This is a genomic window from Atopobium sp. oral taxon 810 str. F0209 (assembly GCF_000466405.1).
In the GTDB taxonomy this organism is placed as follows: Bacteria; Actinomycetota; Coriobacteriia; order Coriobacteriales; family Atopobiaceae; genus Olegusella.
The window spans coordinates 51838-77550 of record NZ_KE952948.1 but is presented as its reverse complement, the minus strand read 5'-3'; the positions used below and the strand labels follow the sequence as shown (position 1 = coordinate 77550).

Below are 25713 nucleotides of genomic sequence, written 5' to 3'. Positions count from 1 at the left end.
TTAGTGCCAGCTGCCATGCAGTTTTGGACAACCCAAATAGAAATACCCAGTTCAAGCAGGCGCTTTCTCAGTCAAAAATAGAAGCGCATAAGAAACCGACGCTCTTGCGCTGATAACGCCCTTGCGCTGACTGGGAAGGATGAGAATGTCAAAGCGTTTTCGCCTTATTTTCGCTTTAGCCTGCTCTGTTTTGAGCATGATGCTTTGTGCTCTTTATGCTGACCATGTGCGTGGCGAAGCAGAACGTGTGCGCTCGGAGGCCATTGCTCGCTATGGAGGGGAGGTTGTCACGCTTGTGGTTACGAGCGAAGATCTCGAGCCGGGCGATATCGTTACACAGGCAAACGTTACGACACGCGATTGGTTGGCAGATTTGGCGCCCGATGGTGCGTTGGTAAGCTTGGATGAGACATTGGGTAAGGAGATCAGTGTCCCTGCAGCTAAGGGCGTACCTCTTACCAAGTTGAATTTCCGTGCAAATGAAACGATGGCAGATGTACCTGCGGGTCACGTAGCGTTGACTCTTCCCATTACAGACAAACTTGGTATCCCTCGTAATCTTAGCCAAGGCGCAAGTCTCGAGGCATATCAAGTGTCAAAAGATGGGACGTCACTCATTGCAAAAGGCATGCAAGTGCTTTCGCAGCCGAGCGCAAATGCCAGTTTGAGTGGAGCACAAGTGACGCTGGCGGTACCACCCGATGGGGTATCAGCAGTCCTTGCAGCAAGTGCAGCAGGGGATCTACGTTTGGTTATTCCTGCTGTTGATATTGCTGGTAAGGCGAGTGCACCAACGGCTCCTGAACTTAGCGAGCAAGAAGAACCTGAGGAAAAAGCTCAGGCCGCTGAGGATGCTGCGTCACCAACAGAAACTCCAGTCAACGAAAGTGTCGCCGCTCCCAATCAAAAGGATGATACCCATGAGTGAAAACATCTGGTTTGCTTACTGTGCTCTCAAAGCTCGCGATGAACTCAAACTTGCAGCTCAGTCTATTGATACCAACGCAAAACTTATCTTTGTTCCCAGTGCTTGGCGACTGAGGTCTTTGCTTTGTGAGGAAAAAATACACAGGTACTCGGCAATTGTGGGTGCCTGCGATGAGGGAGTTTCGGACCTTAATCTGGCAGCTGCATTGGCACATGATGGCTATGCTCGTCGCGTAGTTTTGGTGACGAAGAATCCATCTCAGTCCTTGCTTTCGCATGCAGGGCAAGCAAAGGTAGACAGAGTTATTGATCTAGAGAAGCTCATGTGTACAGAGCAATCTGAAGAAAAACATGCTGGGCAACCTGCGACAAAACATGTGGAGCAGCCCAGGGAAGAACACGCAGAGCAATTCGAGAAAGAACATACTAGGTGGTCTGAAGAAGAGTGTACAGAGCAATCTGAGGAAGAAAAACTACGGGAATCCAGCGATTTTCCCACTCAACTGCCGTCTTGCGGTGTGACTACAACCGCTAAACATACAAACTCACATGAGGAAGACCAGTCCTCCGTTGTTGCACCGCAGACGGGGCTTGCGGAGACTGAACGTATAGAAAATCCAGGTGAAGCAGCGCCAATTTTTGTATTTGGGTCTGGACGCGGGGGTGTGGGAAAGACCGCACTTGCAGCAATGACTGCGCTTATTGCTGCTTCTTGGGGTATGAAAGTTGCACTTTTTGATCTTGACCTTGCCTGTGGCAATCTTTTCTCGCTTTTTGGTTTGCCGCGCCTGGCAGCTATGGAGACCTTGAAGCTCGGTATGTTTGGTGCGGCTCGTCATGTTCGCGGTGAATCTGAAGTTGGAATTGGTGCTAAGAGTAATAAAGATTTGCTTGAGAAGGCGAGCATTCAAGCAGCAGAAAATATCCGCCTTTGGGGGCCATGTGCGCGTCCTGAGTCGGCTGAGAGCATCTCTCCTTTGGTTGAAAAATTATTGCTGACTGCAGCCTCTGCCTATGATGTGGTACTTGTGGATACATCATCTACCTGTACCGATGCAGTGGCTCAAGCGTTCCAACTCTGTGATCGCTTGCTGCTGGTACACGATGAATATGCAGGCGGTTTTGGTTCGCTGGCACGAACCTCGGCGTTGGCGGTGCGACTGGGCGTTGCTCGCACACGTATTGTGCGTGTGGCCAATCGGGGTGATCGTAGAACGAAGTTCGACCTTATGGCAGGTCGCGCTGAGGTAGGGCTAGAAACTGCGCGGGCCGTACGGGTGCTTGAGGGTGGCCCTGAAGTAGCAGAGTTACTTGCTGCAGGAAAAGCCCAAGAGCTTGCACAGCTTGACTCTGATTTTGTGCGTTCGGCTGCCTACTTGCTTGCCCAAATACTAAGCGAGGCAGGCAGGCTTCCCGATATTCCCGCAGCTCAGGAGTCCGTTATTGATCCACAAACTTCTCGTCGACCCTTTAGGCTCTTTCGAAAGAAGGTGGGCTCATGAGCGTTCTCGAGAGAGTTTTAGAACAAGAAAAACTTACCTGTTGTCAGCAAGGCGAGACGGCAGAGGACAAAGCGCGACGAGAACGTCTAGGTAAGCTGCGTTGGCAGCTCAAGCGGGATGTGGTCGATCGTTTGGGGCTTGAGACTATGTCCCAGTTGGTGGGCGGTACTGACATGACCTTAGCTCGATCTGAGTTGCGCGTATGTTGTCAGAGTCTCCTACATGGCCAGCTTTATCTGGGGCTTTCTGCCGAGGAACACGAGCTGCTCATCACGCAGGTTCTTGATGAGATTTGCGGATTGGGTCCCCTGCAGAGTCTGCTTGATGATGAGCGCGTAACTGAAGTAATGGTTAATGGTCCCCAAGCGCTTTTCTTTGAAAAAGAAGGGCAAATCTATCCATCTGAGCTTGCTTTTGATTCGGCAGAGCAGGTCATGGTGGTGATTGATCGCATATTGGCGCCTTTAGGTCGTCGCCTAGATCGTGCGAGTCCCATAGTTAATGCCCGACTTGCCAATGGTGATCGTGTTAATGCGGTGGCCGCTCCCATTGCAATTGACGGCCCTTCTATGACCATTAGAAAGTTTTCTAATCGCATTACTTCTTTGGCAGAGTTGGTGCGTCTTGGCTCATTGCCCAAATGGTATGCCAAGTTGCTGAGCTGGGCGGTTCGTCTGCGACAAGATATTGCTGTGGCAGGGGGTACAGGTTCGGGCAAGACCACACTGCTCAATGCACTTTCTTGTGAGATTGGTATCGGCGAGCGAATTGTGACTATCGAGGACTCTGCCGAGTTGAGATTTGAGGCTCATCCAGATGTTGTGCGCCTGGAAGCGCGTGATGCATCTATTGAAGGTTCTGGCGCTATTACCATTCGAGATTTAGTAAAGAACTCCTTGCGTATGAGACCAGATCGGATTGTTGTTGGTGAGGTCCGCGGTGGTGAAGCAATTGATATGTTGCAGGCCATGAATACTGGCCATGATGGTTCACTAACCACGCTGCATGCAGGTACAGCTGAGGAAGCAGTACTGCGCTTGGTATTGATGGCACGGTTTGGCATGGATTTGCCTGCTGACATCATTGAAGAGCAAATTACGAGTGCCCTCGATTTCATTGTGATGGGCAGACGCCTTCCCTCAGGCCAGCGCCGCATTACTGCAATGTCTGAAGTTGGTCGCAGCTCTACAGGAGGCGTTCAGTTAGATGAGTGCGTTTCCTATGATGTGGCATCTGATACTTGGACTCTCAAGCGAGAACCAGACTTTATCGCACGGGGTATTGAGGAGGGTGTGATTAATGAAGAGGAGGTGGCACGATGGCGGCATATGCTGGCATAGCTCTTTGTGCAAGCTGTGGCATTCTTACGTGGATTGCCAGCTTTGTACTCATAGATCGTGGCAATGCGTCCCTCCTTGCTCCTGTAAGCATTCGTTTGCGAGTTGTCTGGCGCCACTTTGTTCATGTCTGTGACATTTGTTCTCGAGTTGGACCTATACGCATGCTCCTTAAGTTGCAGGCATGGCAAGCGGCTTCTGATGTGCTTGCACATCAGCTCTCGCAACTGAAACCTTTGCTCAGCAGAGAGCAAGCCTGTGCTGCATTACTGTTGGCAGATAGTATTGCAGCTCTCATATGTCTGTTATTTTCTTGCTCACCTGTAGGTATGTGTGTTCCTGTATTTGCCCTGATGGTGGCGCTACCAATTTGGGATGCGGCCTGCAGGCGCAAGCGTGAGATACAACTCGCTAAAGAAATGCCTGATGCATTGCGAGCCCTCGCATTGGCTTTATCATCTGGTGAGACGCTTGCGCAAGCAATCGATTACGTGGGTTCTCATGGGCAGGGGCCTACAGCTGAAGCCTTTTCGCGCGTTGCCATGCGTCTACGCTGCGGTGATTCAGTACAAGAAGCGCTCTATCTGCTAGAAGACGAACTAGTAGTTCCTCGTATGGGCCTAGTAATTACTGCTTTACTCGTATCTCAACGCACAGGCAGTCCTTTGCGCAGCCTTTTGCAAACATCTGCAGAACTTGCAGAAAAGCAAGGGGAGCTTGAACGCCTTTTGGCAGTTAAAACAGCGCAGGTTCGGCTTTCGGTGAGGATTGTTTGTCTCCTTCCGCTCGTCATGGTTGCTTTACTTTCCCTGCTCTCTCCAGATTTTCAAGCAGGACTTGGCACGCCAGCAGGAGCAGGAAGCGTAATTGTTGCATTGCTTATGGACGGATTGGCACTCTTTATTGTACGGCGCTTGATGAAAGGGGTGATTTGATATGGATGTAGCAACACTTGCGCTTATTGGTGCAACGGGCATAAGCAATTTGGCTGGAGTTTGGGTATTAAGCTCGCCCCACGAGGATGCAGATGAACTGTCGTCTCACAGTTTTTTCATTCAGTTGGGTCAACGCCTGGAAAAACGTTTGCCACTCGTTGCGGAAGTGCGCCGCCAATTGCACTTGGCTACACGGCGTTCAGAAGGCTTGCGGAGTCTTCCTGAAATGCTGGATATTTTGACTTTGGGACTTTCTGCAGGCCTCTCGTTTGATGCTTCTCTTGAGCTGTATTGCAATCGGAGCACCACGGAGCTTTCAAGTGCCTTTCGCCATGCAATGGATTCTTGGCGTATGGGTATTTCGACTCGTGATGAAGCATTGAGTGAATTAGCGGCCGAGTTGGAGCTTGGTGCATTGAAGCGCTTTTCAGATGCAGTTTCTCAAGCACTTGCGTTTGGTTCTCCACTTGCAGCGGTGCTTGAGCAGCAATCACAAGCAATTCGCGATGAGCAACGTTCTCAAGTAGAAGAACAAATTGAAAAAGTGCCGGTAAAGATGCTTATTCCTTTAGGAACACTCATTGTGCCTGCCATGCTATTGGCAATTTTGGGACCTTTGCTCGGATCAGCCGTAGCTCTGGGATAGCTCATTTGCATCCATAAAGGATGTGAGAATACGAATGAAAGGACAGCTTATGGATGACAGGATTTATGCAAAGACGAACGCTTTACGTTGCTGGATTACAAAAACTTTGGCAAATGAGAAAGGCCAGGGTACTACTGAGTACGCGATTTTGGTTGGCGTGCTGGTAGTTATTGCAATTCTTGCCATTATTGCCTTCCGTGGCAAGGTACAGGAGCTATGGTCAGCTATTGCCGACGGTATTAATGGTTTGTAGAAAAATGCAAACAAGCAGAGCGTGGCGTGTAGTTCTTGTACTTGCGGCGATGGCATTTTTTCTTGTAGTGGATTTGCTTGCATTTCCTGCTCCAAAAATAGTGGACAAGCAGGGCGGTGAACCGTCAGCTCAAGATGCTCGGCACACTATGGATGTAAACAAACGCCTAGATGCCAAGTCTGATGATTCCTCTCAGCAGGTGGAAGCGACTCCCCATACTGATATAGCAGGTTTGGAAGAAGGACTCGATCAACTGCTTGTATCACTTGCAGCTACTCCACGAAAGCAAGGCTCTGCTTGTATGCAGCAAACCTCTGGGCTTCCTATGGCTCAGGAGGCTCAGTTGTTGATGCAGGCTTACAAAAAAAGAAATGACTGTGTACTTGTGACGGCTGACTATCTTGATTTGTTTGGTCGCGTTTGGGGTTGTGTGGTGCAAGGGGATCGTTGGGTGGATGTTTGCATAGTTTCCGCCGAGGGAAAGCATAGCAAGTTGAAGATAACACGGATGGATCCTGATGCTTGGAAGGAGGAGATGATAGATGTGTCAGGGAGGGAGGAGTAGTGGGAATCTCGAACAACACAAAGCAGCTCGTATATGCCAAGGCCAATCGACCCTTGAGTATGCCTTGGTACTGTTTGCTTTTTTGTCCTTGGTGGTGGGCCTTGCCGCAGTGTGGCATGCGGGTAGGGATGGGCATTTGCTCAAGCTGGCGACAACGGCGGCATCGCATCTCTTTGGCGCAGGGAATACCCTTAATGAGGTCAATGACCTCGTCCTTTTCTAGTAGCTTGCATAACTGCAGCTACAGGGCGAGTCTGGGTCAATCAACCATAGAGGCAGCTGTGCTGATACCGAGTGTATTGGTATTGATTGCCCTACTCGTACAACCTGCTTGCCTGCTCTATACGCAGATGCTGATGCGAGGTGCTGCTGCAGAAACAGCTCGTGCTGTCTTGACCGCCCGGAATGACTCGGACCTTTCTGCCTGCAAGGACTTTGGCCTAAGAAGATTGGCTGCAGTGCCAGAAGTGTCTCCCTTTCATGTGGGCGGACAGGGCGATTGGCACATTAAAACAAGCGATGGGAAAGGAGGATTTGTTCGCGTTTCTATAACGGGTCACGCTCGTCCACTTCCTTTATTTGGAGGTCTTGCCTCGGTGTTTTATGAGCGCGATGGCACGGGCTTGGTACTGCATGTGGATATGACCGAACGGATGCGACCAGAATGGTTGGGAGGTGCGTATGCGGATTGGGTTAGTGTTTGGAAGTAAAGCCGATAAAGTACCAGTGGCTATAGATATGCATTCAGTTGATATCAACAGTAATAAGAATATCAAGCAAAACGCTTCGCAGTGCGTTCCGCCTTCCACGGGCTATTCACCGCTGTCAATCTTTATCCATGATGAAGGCGGTTACACTACTGTGGCGATGGCGGTCGCCCTGCTTGTAAGTTTGGTGTTAGTGTTCGGTGCTGCTTCAGCCGCTTGGTCAACCTCACGTGCATCAGAAGTTCAAGAAGTGGCAGATGCTACTGCACTTGCTGGTGCAAATGCAGTGTCAGGCTTTACGACAGTAGCTCAGGTTAGTGATGCCATCGTACTTTCCATGGGACTTGCAGGTTTGGCAACTATTGGGACGGGACTAATACTGTCCGCTCTTCCCATTACGCATGCAGCTGCTATTGAGACTATCAATGTCGGTCGTTCGATCCTTGACTTAAGACGGAATTTTGCAAAAAGCGCTGCCACGGGTTTACAGAAACTTGAAAAGGCCCTGCCAGCTCTTGTGATGGCAAATGCAGCATCATGCACCTCGGCAAACAGCACGCAACAGCTAAGGTATGTGGGTACCGCAATTCCATTTCCCCTAACTTCAGAGACGGATTATTCCTTTCTTGATGATGGTCTTTCCGGAGAAGAATTGGAGAATAATGCCAAGAAACTCCAAGATGCTTCTGAGCGTAAAAAAGATGCAATGGAGCGAGCCGATGCTGCAAAGGAAAAAGCTTGGCGAGCGGACTGTGTAGATAACCCACATTGCATGAGAAGCCGTGCTCAGACGCTTGCGGGGTTGTCTGGTGCACATAATCCAAACTACGCAAGTTTTAAAGAGTGGCGCTTTGATTACGCGAGGATTCGTTCCCTCAATTACTATCGCACGCGCGCTGCTTCAGAACATCCTCATGGGTCATCGGCAGAGGAACTGACTCGCAGTGCTGCGCGAAAGCAGTTTTATAGGTTTGCTGCCCGCGAGATGGAAAAAGCAAAATGTATAGAGAAGTCCGACTACGTTGAAATGCAGCTTCCCGAGCTTCCACATACAGCGGCAATGGTGCGGGCGACTAGCCTGTATACCGATTCAATTTGGCCTTGCACAGATGAGGAAGAAGGACGCACGCTGCATAGTTCCCTCGCTTGTCTTGGAGCAACAGGCTCATATTCTGGCACCGCTTCTTTGGCTGATATCGATTCAGGCGCTGTACGCTGCTGCCCTAAATGTGGCATGAATGTGCAGGCACAGGCAAGCGCTGCCAGCGCATCAACAAATATTAACAACGGATATGAGCATTATTGGCGTATTGTCGTGGAGGCATCGCGTGATTATCTTGGAGCAAAGAATGACGAGATAGCTGCAGAAAAAGAACTTGAAGGAATATCAGAAGAAAGTGATGACCTTTTTCAGAAGGCTATGGATATTCTTGCAGTTGAAAGACCCGATTTTGTGCCAGCAGGCGCTTGGGGTTGTGTTGCGGTGGTCATGCGCGATGCGGGTAGCGTGACGCCGGCGGAGCTAACAGGTGCGTTCTCTCCTGGAGCAAAATTGCCTGCAGGTGCTGCGATTTCGGCGGCAACTTTGGCACCAGAGGATAGCAGTGGAGGAAGTACTGTTTTATCCCAGTTGCTTTCAGGTATTGAGTCTCAGGCTGGTTTTGGAGTTGCGGGTATTGCTCAGTCGGCTTTGGCACTTTGGGGAAAATTGCTGGTAGATTACGGCTCTGCTTTTGAGGCTGCGCAATCTCATGTAGATGGATTTTTGAATGATGCAGGCTGGCTCATGGGTGAAAAAGTGGCTCAGTCTATAAAAAAGATGATTTCAAGTACGGTGAAATCTGCTGGTTTTGAGCCTGCCGATATGAGAGCTCGAAAACCTGTACTGGTACATAGTCAAGAAGTACTTGACAAAGCAGGAGATGGACGAGAGCAGTTCGGTATAGTGCGTGAAATTGTGCAGAAACTTCCTAATAGTGGAGATGCTGCTGCGCAAGTGCTTGCAAGAGAGGTGGCGAGTCAGCTGGGTGGGCCTATCTTTACTGTTGCTGAGATTGAAATACCTGGTACAGGTGTCAAGATTCCCTTAACTATAGATGTCTCCAAGTATCTTGGAGGTGGCTAACTATGGTTTTGTGTCGCTCTAGTTTTAGGAGCTTGTTGTCGCTGTGGCGTATTTCTGGCAAATGTCAGAAGTTTCGTAGCTGTTCTGGACAAATGACGGTAGAACTTGCTGTCCTAGTGCCTGTAGTAATTGTTGTTGCGCTGACAGTATTTAATCTGATGCGATTTGTGAGTGCTTGCTCTGCATTTGACCGTATAGCAGCAGATGCCGTGGTTTCCCAAGGAGTTTCTCCAAAAGGCGAGACAAAGGCTGCGGCAGTAAATGAAGTTGAGCAGACTATCAAAGCTGCTCTTGATATGCGCAGTTGCTCGATTGAAGTACATGCAGAGCCTGTGTATGGAGGTGACTCAAAAAATGGTGCTGGGATTGGTTTTCCGATTTCTCCTTTACTTACTCGTTTTGTTTGCACGCTTAGGTACAAGCCTTGGCCATGTTCGTTTGTAATTGCGGGCGTTGCTTACAGTGCGCCTATCAGCTTGGAACATACCCGCACATTGGTGGTTGATAGATATCGGGGAGGAGTGGTGATGTAAATGATGGCTCAGCTAAAGGTGTTGAGCTCTCCTCATTCAGATGTGATAGAAATTGAGGGCTTACCAGTCAGAATGCTTGAGACTTTCCGTGATAAAGCTTTGGGCTTGTTACGTTCAGGCAAGCATAGTCCTGCCGTCGCACTCATGCGTTGTAGCTCGGTTCACACCTTTGGCATGAAGTATCCGCTCGACCTTGCCTTCATAGATCGTGATGGCTATGTATTGCGTGTTTGTCAAAACGTAAAGCCAGGGGATATTCGCAGCAAATTTGGCAGCTGGGCTGTGATGGAGCGTCCTGCAAGTAGGCGGACATGGCTCCGGCAAGGTCAGAGAGTTTGGTTAATGCAAGAAGAAAAGCGAGAGGGGGAGACCGTATATGGCTGACCTACGAGTTTTTGGGAGAGGTGAGCTAGAAAAAATCCCACCCATCCCACCTAGATCCATACAAGGTGATAGCAATTCCACAATGGCTGATAGCACTAAAACTTGTCCTTGTTGTGGACAAATTTTGTTTGCGGATATGGATACCTGTTTTGAATGCATGTATAAGTTTGCTGAACAAGAAGGACCTGATATGACCAACCAGCTGCCTTTAGAGGAGCGTTTGAAAGAAGAGACCTGTCAGCCTCTTGTTACAAGTGAGGCAAATACCAGCGAGGTTTGTCTTTGGATAAAAACTCCCGAGCTAGAAGCTCATATCCCCTTACCCAAGCAGGGTCTGCGGATTGGAAGATCGCCACACAATGATGTGGTATTGCATTCCCAGGCAGTGTCGCGATCGCATACTGAGTTGCTTCCTGATGAAAATGGCATGGTAGTAAGAGATTTAGGAGCTACAAATCCCATACTTTACCAGGGAAAAGCTTTAGAAGGCAGTGTACTTATTCCTTTTGGAGAGATGATTTCGCTCTGTGGAAATTATCTACTTGCCCAAAAAATGCATTCCAAGAAACCAAAAGTGTGCTGATTATTTTCAAAAAATTGGGGTTTCATCAGAATAAAGAGTTGACAGAGACATGTCCTTTGTTAAGATATACAAGCTTGCAAACGCAGGCGTTTTGGCTGGGTAGCTCAGTTGGTAGAGCAGGGGACTGAAAATCCCCGTGTCAGGGGTTCGATTCCCTTCCCCGCCACCAGAAACACAAGGTCAGAGCTTCGGCTCTGGCCTTTTTTCGTGCCGAAGTGACACGGAGTGACAGAAAAGTGACAAAACATTTTGGAGCAAGCTAAAAGCGTAGCTGTGCGATATGTTTTTAATAAGGTGTAAGATGACGGCATAAGCCTTCTTTTCTGAGTTGTTAGGTGGCTTGTAGGCTCTCCCGAAATCTTGGTGGATAGGCGGCGGGGGAGTCTAATTAGCGTGAGGTAGCGTGGTGTTGAGCGACTACGAAGGCATAAGCGTTGAACTAATACTCTGAATCCCCATTGATTTCAAAACATTTGTAGTTCGACTTTGTCCGATATCTTTCATAAGCTCAGAGATTAGGTTGAGAATGTCATTTTGAGCTTTTGCAAATTCATCACGACTTAAAACTAGCTCAAGGTCGTTAAGCATATCGACAAATTTAATACTTTTTGATGGCGATACTCTTGCGCAATATAGTCGCTCATCGTGTGCGCAGATATTTCTGAAATCCTTGATGTGATCATATGCGAGGCGTAATCGTCTAGGGCTTATTTTCTTAGTGTCTATGTGTGACTCGTTATAAAGGCTAGAAAAGTTTGCCGCGATAGCATTTCTCATTGATTCAGGCTGGAAATCATAGAATTTGAATATCTGACCCAGCATGAGAAAGTTAGTTAAAACCCAAAATGGGACTTCATCATGGTCGCGCACATAATGCTGGATATAGTCACGCTTGAAAGAGTAGTTTTCATATGGGTACTTGTGCAATATTTTTTTGAAGTCATCAATAAGTCCTTCAACTCTTTTAACATATTACCTATCTGCTCTGTAGTTGTGAGGGTTTAAATATGCCTCATGCTCATCTTGATGTTTCTCAGAGAATTTATAAGAGCACGTAGTTTTTAAGGCTGCTTCCGCTTCGGAGAAGTAGCGAAACATCGTTAAGCGAAGGTCTCGGTCAAACAAAAAGAGTCTATAGATATTATTAAAAGTAGTGCCAACAACGTATCTATCATCCTTTGCATTTGCAGAAGCAGCTTTGTCAATAAATAAATCTTTATAGCCGTTTACCACTGAGTAATAACCTTCGCGCTTAAGCACAGCTTCAGCGGAATTATCAATAGCGATACCGCGCTTTGAGAGAATTGTTAGTTGCTCTTCTATAGATTTAAAAGGCTTATCCATTGTGTTTTATCCTTTTAAACATAGAAAGCCGCACTATGGCGGCTTTCATGGGCTTGACCGGACGTACCGACGCCAAACCTCTTCATACTGCTAATATGAACCATCACGTCATCTTGCCCATTAGTAAAATGCTGTAATGACTCAAATTCACCATAAACGGCATATATGGCACTATTTGTTACTTTACAGAAGTACATTTTTGCTACTCCCATCAAGCTTTCCATCCATCAGGAATAGTGAAGCTCATTGTACGCCCATAGCGTGGCATGACGGTGTATCAGGGTCAGCAGGGTCGATCGTACGCGAACGATGCTCCGCATCATAAGTAAGAAAGAATTCAAGCATAGCGTCATTGGTCTCAAGGCTTTCTTTTTGATCCCAAAAGCCGATATTAAAAACGTGCCCTAATACTTTGTCAGATTTTTTATCCCAGATAAGTGTCTCATACTGGCTGCCATTCTTTTTCAACAGTTCAAGCAAAGCTTGTGTTTGAAATTTCAGACTGTCGCCTGCTGAACCTATTACCAGTACGGGTGGTAACGTAACGCCCGGCAATACCTCGTTTATGCTCATGTAATGGGCCCAAGGAGCTCTCTCGCCCTGCTTGCCTAAAAACATTTGTCGCATTTCTGCATCAGCATGGGTGCCAAATACACCTGGTGCATAATAGGGCATCAGATTTGTCACAGGACAACTTACCGCGAGCGCCTTAAAGCTTAGCGGCAGTGCAGTCGTGCCGTATATCTGCTGCAGTTCTGCTTTGTTTCCAATACATAATGCCAACATGCTCAAATGAGCCCCAGCAGAATCTCCTGTAATAAAACAATGCTGCAAATCCAATAACTCCTCTGAGGCATGTTGTGCCAGCCATTCAAAGGCTGCCCACAAATCTTGGATCATGCCCGCTAAATCAACTTCAGGCAGCAGGCGATAGCAAATATTGACTACTGCAAAGCCTTGTGATGCTAGGTACTCGCAGTAATTGCGATTAACCAGCAGGTCGCCATACATATGACCGCCACCATGAATGTCAACAATTACAGGTAGTATTATCTGTCCTGTTGTGCCCTTAGGGCGAGAAATACTTAATACATGCAAGGGATTACCATCGTTGAGATAGGCAATAGCTGTGCTTGTTTCGACATCTGGTACGCGCAGCTGTGTCTCAATACGCTTTTTGTCAGCAGCCTCTATATGCTCCCACAAACGAGTGAGTGTCGATCCCATGCGACATCAGCTCCAATAGCATCAAATCCTATTACCACTCGACAGTATAGGAACTCTATGTTCCCGATGCCCTTATAATGCAGTCAAGCAGATCTGAGCGTACTTGTTGAATTTTGGCATCACTAGCAATAGCAGTTGTAACAGTCTGAGCTATAGGGGGTTGTGATGGGAGTTTATGAGGCGTTTAGCGGTGAGCGCGGAATTGGTAATACCCCTTATTATGAGGTGGCAGGCAAGCACGTAGTCTGTTCGCACTGCGGTCGTGACAAATTCGATAAACGCACAGCACAGCTTAATACTGCAGCGGCTACATTTTTTGGTCTTGATTGGGCAAATGTATCGGCAACTGTGCTTGTGTGCCAGAATTGCGGCCATTTAGAGTGGTTTCTAGAAGAGTAGGATTAGGCTGTAGCTTAACTAGTTTTGCTTTGTCTTAACTCAAATAAGAGGAGCTTTTTGTATGTTGAATAACAAAACCAACCCAAGAAGTTCCCTAGAGAAGCTTACTCTTTCAAGAAGGGCATTTTTGACAAGTCTGACTGCTGGCAGTCTTGTTTCCATAGCGGCACTAACCGCCTGCTCCTCTCAAGACTCAGCCGTCACGTCCAGTGGCTCTGGATCCTATACTGAGATGGGTTCCACTACCTCAACCCAAACAAAAACCGATCCTCTCGCAGGTACTGCTCAAGACAAAAATGCAAGCACTATTACGGCGGTTGCTCCTGATGATGAATTTGGTCATGGGACCCATCATGCCACGCTTATCATCAAGGATTACGGAACAATCAAGCTTGTTTTAGATGCAGATTCTGCACCTATCACCGTTAGTAATTTCTGTCGCTTGGCAAAGGATGGCTTCTACAACGGTCTTACGTTCCATCGCATTATCGAGGATTTTATGATGCAGGGCGGCGACCCCAAAGCTAACGGGACTGGTGGTTCCGACCGTACAATCAAAGGAGAGTTTAGTGCTAATGGGGTTGACAACAAGCTCCTGTTAACTCGAGGTACTATCGCGATGGCGCGCGCCCAAGACTACAATTCTGCCTCATCGCAATTCTTTATCATGCAGAGTTATCAGGAGTCTCTTGATGGGCAGTATGCTGCCTTTGGCCATGTTACTGACGGCATGGATGTTGTCGACGAGATTTGCAAACAAGCAAAACCGACAGATAGCAACGGTTCTATTGTCCAGGATGACCAGCCAGTTATCGAAAAGCTTGAAATTGATGATTAGGACTGTAGGCATCGCGCCTTGTTGCTCAGTCATCTCTAGCTAAAAATTACTTTAAATTCGCTTTCATCATTATGAAGAGGGATGTCTTCCTTTTCGTCGATAACATAATCAATTTGAAAATGGCGATACTGCTGGTTAAAGAGCGTAAAGAAGCGCGCGATGCGCTCGGAGTCGCCCTGTAGTTCCATCGTGACCGAGCCATCCCATTCGTTGCGTACCCAACCGAGCAGCCCCAAATCGTTAGCACAGTTACGTGCGTTCCAGCGAAAGCCAACCCCTTGCACTTGTCCACGAAAAACAAAATGTACGCGTCGTAGCTTTGCTGTGTCAGCGTCTTCAAGATCTGCTTGCTCGCTTATGTTTGAGCTTGCCGCACTCAAATTGGCAGCCCCCGCAGCCTCTTTGACCTCTTTTTGTTGCTTTTCATTCGCGCGTTTGAACCACTTCAGCATGGGCAGCTCCTTACACGCCATGTAGGTCTCTCGTGAAAACTCATTCTCCGTCTACAATAGACGAATTAGGACGCAAAATTGTGCAAACTACAAGGTGTCAAATACACAATTCGGTAAGTTTCGCTTTTGGGAGGCAACAATGGGTGTAAGCAGAAGGACATTCCTCGGAGTGGCGTCGGCTGCAACTATGGCAGGTCTCGGTGCCTGCGCCCAGCCCAATTTTTCTTGGTTTATCAATAAGGATGAGGGCCAGCAAAACAGCTCAAAAACCCCTCAAGGTTCTGCTGAAACCGAAATCGATCTCAAAGAGTTTGCAGCTCTCAAGCTTGATATGGGTGCGTGGAATTACGATACAACATTTGACTGCTACTACCAGCTTGGTGTGCCTTATTGTTTGCATCCTGCAACCGAAGCCTATGAGTCTCTTGCGATTTTTGTACCTGGTCCATACTTTGAAGGTAAGAAGCGCCTTAATGGGAGCTATGAGTGCACGCTGGTACCCGATGCAAAGATTGCTTCTTTTACCGCAGCTACTGCGCCCATTATGATGCCGCTCAACTCTGCACGTTTTGAGGCCCAAGCATGTCCGACGGGCTTTTCTTATACAGGTCTTACGCGCTATCTCTCGGCGGGTCTTATTTACGTTTATGCTGGTTTCCGTGGTCGTTCAGCAACAGCAGAAAGCAATACTTCTGAGCTTATTGCAGGTGGTGCCCCATGGCCAGTGGTCGATCTCAAAGCTGCAATACGTTATTTGCGCTACAACAAAGACCTTTTGCCAGGTAACACAAATCGAATTTTTGCCTTTGGTTTTGGTGGTGGCGGTGGCATTGCTGCTTGCCTTGGTAGCTCGGGTGATTCTCCTGAGTTTGAGCCTTACCTCAAGCAAATCGGTGCCGCAATGCATGATGGGGAAGAGGGTAAGACTATTTCTGACGCCATCCAAGGTGTTGGTGCATGGTGTCCTGTCACAGCGCTTGATTCTGCCGATGCATCTTACGAGTGGATGATGGGTCAGTTCTCAGATGAGGGTGCTCGTGCAGAGGGAAGCTTTGGCGGAGCACTCTCGGCAGATCTTGCCACTGCTTATGGTAAATATGTCAATAAGCTAGGTCTGCTTGATGAAGAAGGTAAGCCACTCAGTTTGGATGCCGCCGAAGATGGTTCGCTCATCTCGGGTAATTATTACGACTACCTGTTGGGTTTGGTAGAAGCTGCAGCAAGTAAGTTCTTCTCGGCTACGGCTTTTCCCTATACCTATACACCGACAGATCAAAATACTCCGCTTTTTCCTGGTGATCCAACCTTGGCAAAGAGTAACTATGCAAGTGTTACAGCGGCGAGTGACGCAGCAAGCGATGCGAATTCTACCGATAAAAATGCTAACACTCCAAGCGGTGTAAGAACTGTACAGTCGACGGTCTATGATTCTATCGAGAGTTACGTTGGATCCCTTACTGGTAAGACACGTTGGCTGGTTTATAGCGGTACGGCACAGCGAGCGAATGTAACCAATCTCTGGGACTTTGTGGAGGCTTGTCGGCCAGCACAGCATAATGTGGGTGCCTTTGATGCCTGCGACCGTTCCTCGACCATCAATCAGCTCTTTGGTGTAGGTGAAGAAACTTCGCTGCACTTTGACCAGATTATGGCTGAGCAAATTGCTGCCCATCAGGATAGCTATAGCAAGCTCAAAGACTGGGATGCTAATTATGCTTTTGATTGGAAAGAAGATCTCAGCAAAACCGACAGCTTTGAGCTGGATGTTGTAAGTCGCGTCCAGATGATGAGTCCTTTGCACTTCATCGCGGATAATTCCAAGAGTAATGGCAGTGCCAAGGTGGCGCCTTATTGGCGTATCAACGCGGGTCTCTTCTCGAATACGACTTCCTTTGCTGATGAAGTCAACTTGGCGCTGGCGCTTAAGGCTTATAAGGGCATTAAAGATGTAGCTTTTACGCCTGTATGGGGGGCAGGATTTGAGCTGGCTGAACGTGAGGGTAATGCTGAAGACAAGCTTGTTTCTTGGGTAACTCAAATCTATGAAAAAGAGTAAACGTAATAAAATAGCGTAAATTGATGCTTTTTGTAAGAGCAAAACTCAAAAAATATTATTTTTCTGCCTTGGCGTGCTAGTATTGATAACAGTATTGGCAGTTGAGGTGGGGGTTTATACATGTTTGAGGTTGGAGAGTTCATCGTTCATCCTGGTCAAGGTGTCTGCCAGATCAAAGGGATTGTCGATGAGCCAATGAGCTCTTATATGCTGACTCCTGTTGGTCAGCGAAATCCTATGCGTATTAGTTTTCCAATTGCGCGCGAAGATACTTTGCGGCCTATCTTGAGCCATGATGAGGCTGCCGAGATTATCGATGATTATCCTACGATGGCGCCTGAGTCCCATAAAGAGCGCAGTAATGCCCTTGAAGAACAGTACTTTACCGATGAGATTCGCTATGGGGATTGCCGCGATTCCGTGCGTATTGTCAAAACTTTCCGTCAGCGTATTGAGGATCTCAAAGCAGCTGGCAAAAAACCGCCCGTAGCCTATGAGCGCATTCTCAAAAAAGCGCGCAAGCGTTCGCTTACCGAGCTTTCGGTTGCTTTGGACAAGACGCCAGAGGATGTTACCATGCTCTTTGTGGCTTCCGAAGGAGAAAATCCAGAAGACAACTAGCAGCTGAAGACTCTGCGTTACTTCATAGATGACGCGAGTTAAAAAGCTGGTGGGACCGCTAGTGTCTTTGCGCCAGACAGCTTTTTATAAAAATAGCCGCGACTCTGCTGAGGGCTCGCGGCTATTTGCTTAGCTGAATGTGTGGTTGACGGCGACAGGTCTGCTAGTCTTGAGTTGCAAAAGCAGAACTATAAATAGCGCGTACATCATCCATATTCATTCGTTTGAACGAACCCAAATGATCGCCTTTAGTAGCGCGTAGACCTTCTACCAGCTGATCTACATCTGCAGGAACAAAGCCAAACTCATCAAGATAGCGAGGCATGCCAATCGTGCAGAAAAAATCCTGTAGAGCATCAATTGCGGCTAGAGCATCGGTTTCGAGGGAGCCAGTCTGAGCAACACCAAAGACCTCTGCACCTAAACGTGCTATGCGTGTAGGGTTTTGCTTGCAACAATGACGTAGCCAAGCAGGAACAATAACGGCAAGGCCGGCACCATGGGTAACTTCGGTCTTTACAGCGGACAAGACGTGCTCCATGCCATGAGATGACCAATCCTCAGCGCGGCCATTACCGCACAGACCATTATGAGCCAATGTTGATGCCCACATCAGGCTGGCGCGCGCGTCGTAATTGTTAGGATCGCGTAGCACCACAAGAGCTGCCGAACGGATGGTACGCAGCAGGGAAAAAGCGATACCATCAGTTACAGGTACGTCACCAGAGGCAGAAAATGCACGCTCAATGATATGAATCATCAGATCGGTGACACCTGCAAAAGTTTGATAAGCAGGCAGGCTTAGCGTGAGCTCAGGGTTCATAAAGGCTGCTTTGCAGCGGATAATATCGCTGTTGATTCCTTTTTTGATGCCCAGCTCATCATTAGAAATGACACAGGAGTTTGAGGCCTCAGAGCCCGCAGCGGGAATGGTTAGTACATTTGCCACAGCTAATGCCTTAACTTTGGGTAAAGGATTGCCATGAGCAAAATATTCCCATACGTCCCAATCATTGGGGACAGTTATGGCGCAAGCTTTGGCAGTGTCAATCACGGAGCCTCCACCTACGGCGAGCACAAAGTCGACCTGCTTACTACGTGCAAGCTCAACCGCTTGGCGCACGAGATTAACTTCAGGGTTGGGACGCACGCCGCCCAGCTCGACATGAGCAATACTTGCTTTGTCAAGTGAGGTTAATACGGTATCTAGCAAACCAGAACGTACAACATGACCTTTGCCATACAGCACAAGAGCCTTTTTGTACCCTTCGTCAGCCGCCCATGCACCCACTTTTTTCTCAGCATTGTGTCCAAAGATAAACTTTGTAGGTGACATTCACTCAAAATCGTTCATATAGACTCCCCTTCACTTGTAATGCATGTTATAAACGTGCAGCTTGTGCCAGTTAAAAGCAAAAAGAGTTTCGCTTCAAAAACAGTATAGGTAGCCATATATGAGCAGAACGTGGGAGCCGCTAAAATAGCATAGCTTGAACGTGATATACACAGAGCGTGCGATATCGCAGCACACTTGAGGAGGATGGGCTATGGCTTCACAGATGGGTGAACAGACAAACCGTGCGGTGGTGAGCGTTTTGGGCTCAGACCGTCCTGGCATTGTTGCGGCAGTTTCTGCAGTTTTGGCGCAAGCAGATGCCAATATCTTGGATATCTCCCAGACCATTCTTCAGGGCATTTTTACAATGACCATGTTGGTGGATTTAAGTGCAGGAGAGAGTGACTTTGCCGATCTCCAATCTCGCCTAGCCGAGCTCCAAGAGCAGCTCGGTGTGCAGATAATGCTGCAGCGTGAGGATGTCTTTCGTTATATGTATCGGCTGTAGGCGAGAGGACCAGTATGGCCGCAAATGAAGCAGAAAAAAAGAACAACAAAAAAAAGAACGACACAGCTATCAATAAAATTCATGACAAGCAGAGCGCTCACAGCATGCCTGCTGATGAGCGTGCTGACCAAGATATGCGCGAAATTACTCGTCGCTTAAAGCGTGTAAAGCGCATTGAGGCAGGTGGTGGTCTTGATACACCTTTGGGTGAGTCGGTACGGCGTCGTCTGACTGAGACGGGCACCTCAGCATTTGAGCATATGCGCGACCCGTACCCTATGCCATCTGAAGTGATGGGTACCACAGGTGTTGCCGATCAGCTTTATCATGGCATGGATAAAGTCGATAAGGTGCCTGCAAAGCTTTATCAGCGCTACGATGTCAAACGTGGCTTGCGCAATTCTGATGGTTCAGGCGTTTTGGTGGGCTTGACCACAATTTCTAATGTACATGGATACAACAAAGTTGATGGCTGGGTGGTGCCTGATGAAGGACGTCTGACCCTGCGCGGCTACGATATCGCTGATTTAGTACATGGCGCAACTGATGAAGATCGTTTTGGCTATGAAGAGATTGCATACCTGTTGCTTTCTGGCGCTCTGCCCTCCGCCGATGAGTTAGCTGATTTCAAGGCTCGCATCGGTATGAGACGCCAGCTGCCAGATGGTTTTTTACGTAGCTTTCCACGAGCGACTTACAGCCATTCCATTATGAACGTGCTACAGCGTGCAACGCTCATGCTGTATGCCTTTGACCCAATACCTGATGATACCTCGCCCGAACACGAGATTGACGTGGCAGTGTCATTGCTTGGTCGCTGGCCGCGTGTGGCGGCGGTTGCCTCCGAGGCATATCGTGCATCCGAGGAAAATCGCCAGCTATTGGTGCCGCCTGCACGTGAAGATTACTCCATGGCTGAAACGGTCCTTGATATTCTTCGTGGCGATGAGGGCTTTAGTGTTGATGAAGCACGTATGCTCGACGTTATGCTTATGCTACACGCCGAACATGGTGGCGGTAACAACTCAACCTTTACTTGCCGTGTATTGTCATCTTCGGCAACAGATGCCTATTCTGCCTATGCTGGCGCACTCGGTTCGCTTAAAGGTCCCAAACATGGCGGTGCAAATGCGCAGGTGTCGCGCATGATTGATGACATTGCTCAAAACGTGAATCATTGGGATGACGAGGACGAGTTAGCAAGCTATCTTACACGCATTCTCAAAGGTGAGGTCTTTGATGGCAGCGGCTTGATTTATGGCTTGGGACATGCGGTTTATTCCAAGACCGATCCTCGCGCTGAGGTTGTGCGTGCCTATGCTGAAAAACTTGCTCACAAAAAGGGTGATGATGGACGACTGGGTCTCATCGAATCCATCGAACGCATTGGGCCTGAACTCATGAAAGAAGTTCGTGGTACAGACAAGGCGATCTGTGCCAACATTGACCTGTATTCGGGCTTCGTCTATTCGATGCTTGGTGTACCTGAAGAGCTCTATACGCCTATTTTTGCGCTTGCGCGCCTGGCTGGATGGGCGTCACATCGCATGGAAGAAATGTATGGTGCTGCTCGTATTATTCGTCCTGCTTATAACTCCTATATGACCAACCAAGCCTATGTGCCCCTTGCTGAGCGCTAACCTTCCAGCAGGTCTCGTAGTCTTCGTCGCAGGTTTTGCTATAGCCCTAGTTGCAGTTTCTTCGTATCGGGTTCAATATGCGCCTTTTTGCGTGCATCGGGTTCAATAAGCGCCCTTGCGACAAATTTTACCTGGGCATTCTTCGGCGGTTGGGTACGCTTTTGAACCGTCTGCATTAAATAGAAGACAACGGGTTCAAGAAGTGCCTTTCCAACCACGCTTTCCCTGCAGGCGGTTCACAATGCACCCTTTTATCCGCATCGGGTTCAATATGTGCCCTTGCGCCAATTTTTACCTGGGCATTCTTCGGCCGTTTGGTACGGTTTTGAACCGTCTGCATTAAATGGAAGACAACGGGTTCAAGAAGCATCCTTTTATCTGCAAACGGTTCAAGAGGCACCCTCAGCAAAAAGGTAAGCAGCGCTTTTATTGAAGCAGAGCGACGCTTTTGAACCGTTTGTGTGGGGGGGTTGGGGACGGTTTTGAACCGTTTACGGGAACGCGCGACGCTATTGAACCGCCTATAGGTATAAGGATTGCGTTGTCCGTATGATGGACTGATGTTTGCCGAGAAGAAGCAAACCTCCTGCGCAGAAAGAATGCCGTCTGCATATGAAAGGGTGGCTTACCTTACATATGCAGGCGGCAAAACGGCACGTACGCAGCGTACGCATGTATATGTGCGTTTAGTCGATGTCTTCTTCGCGGCCTAGTTCGCCATCGGCAAGCAGAGCATCATCTTCGGTATCTTCGTCAATTACAAGTGGTTGGAAGCTTGCGGTATCGCCACCGATAAGGGTGGTAGCTGCGGCTTGCGTTGCTTCCTCGCGAGCTTTGCGTAGCTCGTCGCTAAAGACATCGCTTTCTTCTTCCTCAACTTTGACTTCAGGGATAGCAACAACTGGCGCAGAAGATGCGGTATTGCCACGCTTGGTGGTGCGCTTGTAAGGTTCGCGGGTAAGCTTGTGTGTGTGCTTTGCCTTGGCAAACAGTGGCACGTATTCGATGATATTGGAAGAGTTTTCCAGACCATACCAACGGGCGGGGGAGCCGCAGAAACGGCGGATAGCGTACTTTACCGTCAAGATGCCAGCGTTGCCACCTGAGATCTCGGATTCAGGTGAAATCTCCTTGCGCAGCATGCAAAAACGGAAGTCACCAATACTGCTGGTATTACGGTAAATAGAGTAGCGATGTGGTTGCGGAGCCAGCTGACCAGACTCCACGAGCTCAGAGACAATCTGATAAAGGTACTGGTTAACGCGCTGATTAACACGGAAGCCCAGACGTAGCTGTACCTTAAAGACAAAATCGGTGCCAAAATTGTTAACTGAGTACGAAAGCGTGCGGGGCTCGTCAGTAACCTTCACGTTAAGGAAGTAGTACGCGCGGGCGCGTTTGGGCTGCTTGTCCAAAATTGAATAGAGAATGTCTCGGTCAAGCTTATCAGGGCTGGAATCGTTAGTAAGGAACACCAGATTGTCTGCTGTGAGAGGATAGCTTTCGTCATGACTAAGGTCACGGAGCTGGTCGATGTACTTGTTGACTGGCAAATAGACCGTCTGCGTACGTTCGATAGCGGTGCCGCGGCGCCATACATACATGACAAAGAAAATTGCCGCCGCCATTAGTACCGTGAAATAGCCGCCATGTAGGAATTTTGTCAGGCTAGAGACGAAGAACATAGCCTCAAGTGCAATAAAGAAGGCAAGGAACACATAGGCAATAAGTGGCTTGTGGCGGATGGTATGGAGGTAGACAAAAAGCAAAACGGTGGTCATGAGCATAGTTGCTGTAATTGCTAGACCGTATGCGGCTTCCATATGACTGGATGTCCTAAAGAGCAAAACAACAAAGATGCAACCAATCCAGATAATGGTGTTGACCAAAGGAATGTAGAGCTGGCCTTTAGTATTGGAGGGATAGGTGATCTTGAGGTGGGGCATGAGGTTGAGGTGAATAGCCTCACTAACGATGGAGAAAGAGCCAGTAATGAGTGCCTGAGAAGCGATGATAGCAGCCAAGGTTGAAAGAATGACGGCAAATACGCGGAGGTTTTCGGGCACCATCTCGAAGAAGGGATTGAGCTGTTCAATGCCATACAAACCAGTGTTACCTCTGTTTGCCAAAATAAAGGCGCCCTGACCTAGGTAGTTGAGAATCAAGCAGAGCTTTACAAAAGGCCAGCTTGCATAGATGTTTGACTTACCAACATGGCCCATATCTGAATACAGTGCTTCAGCACCAGTGGTGCAGAGGAAGACATTACCCAGCACCATGAGACCTGCTGCATTGATATCTGAGAAAAGGAAGATAACACCACGCATAGGATTGAGTGCGCGCAGCACCCCCCAATTCCCTGTAGTAATGATATTCATCAAACCGATGGCTGCCAAAAAGCCAAACCATAGAGTCATGACTGGACCAAAGGCTTTGCCGATGGTAGAGGTACCTGCGCGTTGAATCATAAAAAGTGCGCAGAGAATGGTAATGGTGATACCAATAACAATATGTTGATTATCACCAATGATGTTGTAGACTGCCTCAATGGTGCGCAGACCCTCAATAGCTGTGGTTACGGTGACGGCAGGAGTGAGGATGCCATCTGCCAACAGTGCTGCTCCACCTACCATAGCAGGGAAGAGCAGCCACTTGCTACAGCGCCTCACGAGACTGTAGAGAGCAAAAATACCGCCCTCGTTGTGGTTGTCTGCTTTCATGGCAATAAGGACGTATTTCACCGTTGTAATTAAGGTGATGGTCCAAATCAGTAGAGACAAAGCACCCAAAACCACATCACTACTCATGGTTTTGAGTCCGCCGTTACCCTCCATGATTGCCTTCATGGTGTACATGGGACTCGTGCCGATGTCGCCGTAGACAACGCCTAAGGTTACTAACACCATACCCATAGAAAACGGAATGCCCGCATTTCCACGTGCCGCCTTATGTGTGTGACTTTTTTTGCGAGAAAAGTCTTTGACGGATCCCAAAGGGGTCTTTGAAGGTCCCTCAACAGGCATATTAGCTATGCTCATGACGCTCCAAACAACGTATCTACCTGCGCAGACATCAAGCAACATGCTGTATTTAAACTATGTGTGAAGCGAGTGTTAGCGCACACTGAATCTATAATTTTATCTTTTTGTAGGGGCGGGGCAAGTTGAGACCCGTAGATGCAGAGAAGAAGTGCGGATGGCAGGTCGAGTTTTGCTTGTCTGCTCTATAGTGTTTGTCGACAAGAGATGCGCTTCGGCGCGATTTTAAGGAGGCTCATATGGCAGAAGAAACTGAGGGAAAGCTGGTGGCTACGCCTGCCGCAACCCCCGCAAAAAAGAGTGACTTTTGGGTGGCTCAGGGTTCGGGAACTGTGCCTGTACCTGAGGCTGTATCCCAGCACCTTAGCTGGAAGGGTGAGGGGGAAACTATCGATTACATCGCCACGGCAGGCCACGCCGACGTGCGTGATGATACGGGTCGCCTGACGGCTCAGATGTTTCATCTTGCGTATGTTGCAGTTGATGCTGAGGGTAAATCTGATCCCACGCGTCCGGTGACCTTCCTTTTTAACGGCGGTCCTGGTTGTGCATCTGTGCCTATCAACTTTGGTGGCTTTGGTCCGCTGCGCGTAGAGACCTCAGGTACTGACCACCTATATTCATCTGCTCCTGTGACTGACAATCCTCATACCCTGTTGAAATATTCTGACCTTGTCTTTTTTGACGCACCGGGTACGGGTTTTTCACCAGTTGCTGCAGATGCAGAACCCAAGTCGCTCTTTGGTGTTGATGGGGATGCTGATGCTTTTTGCCGTGCTATTACTGATTGGCTAGAGCGTGAGGGTCGCTGGGCAAGTCCATTGTATTTGTTGGGTGAGTCCTACGGCACTGTCCGCAATGCGGTATTGATGCGTCTTTTGGGCGAGCGTGGCGTCAAGTTGACTGGTGTGACCATGCTGTCTGCAATTTGGGATTGGGTACAGACCCTACCTGGCGAGGATCTGTATTACTTGGGCATGCTGCCAACATTTGCTGCAACAGCACAGTTCTTTGGCCGTGCAGGCAAAGATATTGATGTAGACAGCTGGTTTGACAAGGCAATGAGCTTTTCTGACGAGGTTTATGCCCCCGCTTTGCTTGTTGGAGACCGCCTAGGCAAGGAGCGCGAACGCAAGGTGGCCGAGCAGATGTCCGAGCTTATTGGTCTGTCTGCTGACTACATCGCCTCTCGCCATCTACGTGTATCGCTGGAGGATTTCCGTAGGCATATCTTGGCAGACGAGGGCAAAGTTTGTGGCCGTCTCGATATGCGTTTTGTATCTGATGCGCCAAGCTATCAGCAAACTCCTGACTGGATTGCAGGTGAGGATGCCGCTGACGATGCGGTTAATGCTGTCTGGAACAATGCCTTCCGTACCTTCCTACGTGATAGCTTGGGCTATCGTAGTCCTGCTCGCTATCTTGACAACAACTATGAGCGTGTTGGTATGAAATGGGACTGGGAGCACGAGGCTCCTGGTACGGGTGAAAAAGTCGGTGCTCCCAACGTTGCCATTGATATCGCCTGTGCTTTGCGTCGCGATCCTACTATCAAGATGTGCGTGCTTGGTGGTCGCTACGATGCAGCGACAACCTATTGGAATGTTGTCCATGATCTCTCTGCACAGTTCCTCTCTGATGAAATCAAGCAACGCGTAGAATTCCATCGCTATGGCTGTGGTCATATGGCCTATGTGGATGTTCCCACGCTTGAGGCAATGGATGCCGATCTTGCAGCCTTTTACCGTAAGCATTAA

Annotated in this window: 25 protein-coding genes, 1 tRNA gene and 1 pseudogene; 21 read left to right on the top strand and 6 right to left on the bottom strand. The window is 48.5% G+C overall.

The features are described 5' to 3' along the window. Positions 1 to 145 precede the first annotated feature (145 nt). The 14 genes from HMPREF9069_RS04165 (at position 146) to HMPREF9069_RS04100 (ending at position 10666) form a co-directional block, all read left to right on the top strand. On the top strand, positions 146 to 928 hold the full coding sequence (locus HMPREF9069_RS04165; RefSeq protein WP_084170314.1) for an SAF domain-containing protein: 783 nt from the start codon (positions 146 to 148) through the stop codon (positions 926 to 928). Beyond that, positions 921 to 2429, top strand: coding sequence for a MinD/ParA family ATP-binding protein (locus HMPREF9069_RS08840; protein WP_021625909.1), 1509 nt, complete (start codon positions 921 to 923; stop codon positions 2427 to 2429). Before HMPREF9069_RS04165 ends, HMPREF9069_RS08840 begins: the two co-directional genes overlap by 8 nt. Then, complete coding sequence (locus HMPREF9069_RS04155; RefSeq protein WP_021625908.1) at positions 2426 to 3769, top strand: TadA family conjugal transfer-associated ATPase; 1344 nt, start codon at positions 2426 to 2428, stop codon at positions 3767 to 3769. The genes HMPREF9069_RS08840 and HMPREF9069_RS04155 overlap by 4 nt, the downstream gene beginning before the upstream one ends. After that, a complete protein-coding gene (locus HMPREF9069_RS08835; RefSeq protein ID WP_051317782.1) occupies positions 3748 to 4701 on the top strand; it encodes a type II secretion system F family protein in 954 nt (317 codons plus the stop codon). Before HMPREF9069_RS04155 ends, HMPREF9069_RS08835 begins: the two co-directional genes overlap by 22 nt. Before the next feature lies 1 nt (position 4702). Further along, entirely contained in the window at positions 4703 to 5347 is a 645-nt protein-coding gene (locus tag HMPREF9069_RS04145) for a type II secretion system F family protein (protein ID WP_021625906.1), read from the top strand. Positions 5348 to 5396: 49 nt separating this feature from the next. Continuing rightward, positions 5397 to 5600, top strand: a complete 204-nt coding sequence (locus HMPREF9069_RS04140) for a Flp family type IVb pilin (RefSeq protein ID WP_035438424.1) — start codon at positions 5397 to 5399, stop codon at positions 5598 to 5600. Between the two features lie 4 nt (positions 5601 to 5604). Further along, positions 5605 to 6165, top strand: a complete 561-nt coding sequence (locus tag HMPREF9069_RS04135) for a hypothetical protein (RefSeq protein ID WP_156894160.1) — start codon at positions 5605 to 5607, stop codon at positions 6163 to 6165. Beyond that, on the top strand, positions 6143 to 6388 hold the full coding sequence (locus HMPREF9069_RS04130) for a hypothetical protein (protein ID WP_021625903.1): 246 nt from the start codon (positions 6143 to 6145) through the stop codon (positions 6386 to 6388). Before HMPREF9069_RS04135 ends, HMPREF9069_RS04130 begins: the two co-directional genes overlap by 23 nt. Further along, entirely contained in the window at positions 6282 to 6875 is a 594-nt protein-coding gene (locus tag HMPREF9069_RS04125; protein WP_502685276.1) for a TadE family protein, read from the top strand. Before HMPREF9069_RS04130 ends, HMPREF9069_RS04125 begins: the two co-directional genes overlap by 107 nt. Then, on the top strand, positions 6847 to 8997 hold the full coding sequence (locus HMPREF9069_RS04120) for a hypothetical protein (RefSeq protein WP_021625901.1): 2151 nt from the start codon (positions 6847 to 6849) through the stop codon (positions 8995 to 8997). The genes HMPREF9069_RS04125 and HMPREF9069_RS04120 overlap by 29 nt, the downstream gene beginning before the upstream one ends. Positions 8998 to 8999: 2 nt before the next feature. Then, on the top strand, positions 9000 to 9530 hold the full coding sequence (locus tag HMPREF9069_RS04115; RefSeq protein WP_232204039.1) for a hypothetical protein: 531 nt from the start codon (positions 9000 to 9002) through the stop codon (positions 9528 to 9530). Then, positions 9531 to 9914, top strand: a complete 384-nt coding sequence (locus tag HMPREF9069_RS04110; RefSeq protein WP_021625899.1) for a DUF192 domain-containing protein — start codon at positions 9531 to 9533, stop codon at positions 9912 to 9914. Positions 9915 to 9996: 82 nt separating this feature from the next. Further along, entirely contained in the window at positions 9997 to 10497 is a 501-nt protein-coding gene (locus HMPREF9069_RS04105; RefSeq protein ID WP_198009715.1) for an FHA domain-containing protein, read from the top strand. A 93-nt stretch (positions 10498 to 10590) separates the two neighbouring features. Next, positions 10591 to 10666 (top strand) — tRNA-Phe (locus HMPREF9069_RS04100). Positions 10667 to 10914: 248 nt separating this feature from the next. On the opposite strand, the pseudogene HMPREF9069_RS09565 reads toward HMPREF9069_RS04100, so the two are convergent. Continuing rightward, positions 10915 to 11841 (bottom strand): annotated as a pseudogene (locus HMPREF9069_RS09565) (Abi family protein). Between the two features lie 243 nt (positions 11842 to 12084). Next, positions 12085 to 13068 carry an alpha/beta hydrolase gene (locus tag HMPREF9069_RS04080; protein ID WP_021625894.1) on the bottom strand — a complete coding sequence of 328 codons (984 nt, stop codon included), beginning with the start codon at positions 13066 to 13068 and terminating at the stop codon, positions 12085 to 12087. Between the two features lie 165 nt (positions 13069 to 13233). Between HMPREF9069_RS04080 and HMPREF9069_RS04075 the strand changes: the two genes are divergently transcribed. Both HMPREF9069_RS04075 and HMPREF9069_RS04070 read left to right on the top strand, forming a co-directional pair. Next, positions 13234 to 13467 carry a hypothetical protein gene (locus tag HMPREF9069_RS04075; RefSeq protein WP_021625893.1) on the top strand — a complete coding sequence of 78 codons (234 nt, stop codon included), beginning with the start codon at positions 13234 to 13236 and terminating at the stop codon, positions 13465 to 13467. 127 nt (positions 13468 to 13594) lie between these two features. Beyond that, entirely contained in the window at positions 13595 to 14305 is a 711-nt protein-coding gene (locus tag HMPREF9069_RS04070; RefSeq protein WP_035438422.1) for a peptidylprolyl isomerase, read from the top strand. A 35-nt stretch (positions 14306 to 14340) separates the two neighbouring features. Here the strand turns inward: HMPREF9069_RS04070 and HMPREF9069_RS04065 are convergent, their stop codons facing one another. Then, entirely contained in the window at positions 14341 to 14778 is a 438-nt protein-coding gene (locus HMPREF9069_RS04065; RefSeq protein WP_021625891.1) for an acylphosphatase, read from the bottom strand. Positions 14779 to 14896: 118 nt separating this feature from the next. On the opposite strand from HMPREF9069_RS04065, the gene HMPREF9069_RS04060 reads away from it, so the two are divergent. After that, entirely contained in the window at positions 14897 to 16813 is a 1917-nt protein-coding gene (locus HMPREF9069_RS04060; protein WP_021625890.1) for a subtype A tannase, read from the top strand. A gap of 120 nt (positions 16814 to 16933) precedes the next feature. Continuing rightward, positions 16934 to 17434 carry a CarD family transcriptional regulator gene (locus HMPREF9069_RS04055; protein ID WP_021625889.1) on the top strand — a complete coding sequence of 167 codons (501 nt, stop codon included), beginning with the start codon at positions 16934 to 16936 and terminating at the stop codon, positions 17432 to 17434. A gap of 163 nt (positions 17435 to 17597) precedes the next feature. On the opposite strand, the gene HMPREF9069_RS04050 is transcribed toward HMPREF9069_RS04055, so the two are convergent. Then, positions 17598 to 18770, bottom strand: coding sequence for an iron-containing alcohol dehydrogenase (locus HMPREF9069_RS04050; protein ID WP_021625888.1), 1173 nt, complete (start codon positions 18768 to 18770; stop codon positions 17598 to 17600). A gap of 211 nt (positions 18771 to 18981) precedes the next feature. On the opposite strand from HMPREF9069_RS04050, the gene HMPREF9069_RS04045 reads away from it, so the two are divergent. Both HMPREF9069_RS04045 and HMPREF9069_RS04040 read left to right on the top strand, forming a co-directional pair. After that, positions 18982 to 19278, top strand: coding sequence for an ACT domain-containing protein (locus HMPREF9069_RS04045; RefSeq protein ID WP_021625887.1), 297 nt, complete (start codon positions 18982 to 18984; stop codon positions 19276 to 19278). A 14-nt stretch (positions 19279 to 19292) separates the two neighbouring features. After that, positions 19293 to 20918, top strand: coding sequence for a citrate synthase (locus HMPREF9069_RS04040; RefSeq protein ID WP_021625886.1), 1626 nt, complete (start codon positions 19293 to 19295; stop codon positions 20916 to 20918). A gap of 38 nt (positions 20919 to 20956) precedes the next feature. Here HMPREF9069_RS04040 and HMPREF9069_RS09560 read toward each other — a convergent pair whose 3' ends face one another. Then, positions 20957 to 21136: a hypothetical protein gene (locus HMPREF9069_RS09560; protein WP_156894159.1), complete on the bottom strand. Its 180-nt coding sequence runs from the start codon at positions 21134 to 21136 to the stop codon at positions 20957 to 20959. Between the two features lie 468 nt (positions 21137 to 21604). Beyond that, entirely contained in the window at positions 21605 to 23830 is a 2226-nt protein-coding gene (locus tag HMPREF9069_RS04030) for a KUP/HAK/KT family potassium transporter (RefSeq protein ID WP_232204041.1), read from the bottom strand. 365 nt (positions 23831 to 24195) lie between these two features. On the opposite strand from HMPREF9069_RS04030, the gene HMPREF9069_RS04025 reads away from it, so the two are divergent. Continuing rightward, the gene (locus HMPREF9069_RS04025; RefSeq protein WP_021625881.1) at positions 24196 to 25713 is read left to right on the top strand and encodes a S10 family peptidase; all 1518 of its coding nucleotides are present in this window, start codon (positions 24196 to 24198) and stop codon (positions 25711 to 25713) included.

What these genes read in the sequence shown, in the direction of transcription:
- HMPREF9069_RS04165 (WP_084170314.1), top strand. Translation starts at nt 146, where the DNA reads ATGTCAAAGCGTTTTCGCCTTATTTTCGCTTTAGCCTGCTCTGTTTTG.
- HMPREF9069_RS08840 (WP_021625909.1), top strand. Translation starts at nt 921, where the DNA reads ATGAGTGAAAACATCTGGTTTGCTTACTGTGCTCTCAAAGCTCGCGAT.
- HMPREF9069_RS04155 (WP_021625908.1), top strand. Translation starts at nt 2,426, where the DNA reads ATGAGCGTTCTCGAGAGAGTTTTAGAACAAGAAAAACTTACCTGTTGT.
- HMPREF9069_RS08835 (WP_051317782.1), top strand. Translation starts at nt 3,748, where the DNA reads ATGGCGGCATATGCTGGCATAGCTCTTTGTGCAAGCTGTGGCATTCTT.
- HMPREF9069_RS04145 (WP_021625906.1), top strand. Translation starts at nt 4,703, where the DNA reads ATGGATGTAGCAACACTTGCGCTTATTGGTGCAACGGGCATAAGCAAT.
- HMPREF9069_RS04140 (WP_035438424.1), top strand. Translation starts at nt 5,397, where the DNA reads ATGGATGACAGGATTTATGCAAAGACGAACGCTTTACGTTGCTGGATT.
- HMPREF9069_RS04135 (WP_156894160.1), top strand. Translation starts at nt 5,605, where the DNA reads ATGCAAACAAGCAGAGCGTGGCGTGTAGTTCTTGTACTTGCGGCGATG.
- HMPREF9069_RS04130 (WP_021625903.1), top strand. Translation starts at nt 6,143, where the DNA reads ATGTGTCAGGGAGGGAGGAGTAGTGGGAATCTCGAACAACACAAAGCA.
- HMPREF9069_RS04125 (WP_502685276.1), top strand. Translation starts at nt 6,282, where the DNA reads ATGCGGGTAGGGATGGGCATTTGCTCAAGCTGGCGACAACGGCGGCAT.
- HMPREF9069_RS04120 (WP_021625901.1), top strand. Translation starts at nt 6,847, where the DNA reads ATGCGGATTGGGTTAGTGTTTGGAAGTAAAGCCGATAAAGTACCAGTG.
- HMPREF9069_RS04115 (WP_232204039.1), top strand. Translation starts at nt 9,000, where the DNA reads ATGGTTTTGTGTCGCTCTAGTTTTAGGAGCTTGTTGTCGCTGTGGCGT.
- HMPREF9069_RS04110 (WP_021625899.1), top strand. Translation starts at nt 9,531, where the DNA reads ATGATGGCTCAGCTAAAGGTGTTGAGCTCTCCTCATTCAGATGTGATA.
- HMPREF9069_RS04105 (WP_198009715.1), top strand. Translation starts at nt 9,997, where the DNA reads ATGGCTGATAGCACTAAAACTTGTCCTTGTTGTGGACAAATTTTGTTT.
- HMPREF9069_RS04080 (WP_021625894.1), bottom strand. Translation starts at nt 13,068, where the DNA reads ATGGGATCGACACTCACTCGTTTGTGGGAGCATATAGAGGCTGCTGAC.
- HMPREF9069_RS04075 (WP_021625893.1), top strand. Translation starts at nt 13,234, where the DNA reads ATGGGAGTTTATGAGGCGTTTAGCGGTGAGCGCGGAATTGGTAATACC.
- HMPREF9069_RS04065 (WP_021625891.1), bottom strand. Translation starts at nt 14,778, where the DNA reads ATGGCGTGTAAGGAGCTGCCCATGCTGAAGTGGTTCAAACGCGCGAAT.
- HMPREF9069_RS04060 (WP_021625890.1), top strand. Translation starts at nt 14,897, where the DNA reads ATGGGTGTAAGCAGAAGGACATTCCTCGGAGTGGCGTCGGCTGCAACT.
- HMPREF9069_RS04055 (WP_021625889.1), top strand. Translation starts at nt 16,934, where the DNA reads ATGTTTGAGGTTGGAGAGTTCATCGTTCATCCTGGTCAAGGTGTCTGC.
- HMPREF9069_RS04050 (WP_021625888.1), bottom strand. Translation starts at nt 18,770, where the DNA reads ATGTCACCTACAAAGTTTATCTTTGGACACAATGCTGAGAAAAAAGTG.
- HMPREF9069_RS04045 (WP_021625887.1), top strand. Translation starts at nt 18,982, where the DNA reads ATGGCTTCACAGATGGGTGAACAGACAAACCGTGCGGTGGTGAGCGTT.
- HMPREF9069_RS04040 (WP_021625886.1), top strand. Translation starts at nt 19,293, where the DNA reads ATGGCCGCAAATGAAGCAGAAAAAAAGAACAACAAAAAAAAGAACGAC.
- HMPREF9069_RS04030 (WP_232204041.1), bottom strand. Translation starts at nt 23,830, where the DNA reads ATGGGTATGGTGTTAGTAACCTTAGGCGTTGTCTACGGCGACATCGGC.
- HMPREF9069_RS04025 (WP_021625881.1), top strand. Translation starts at nt 24,196, where the DNA reads ATGGCAGAAGAAACTGAGGGAAAGCTGGTGGCTACGCCTGCCGCAACC.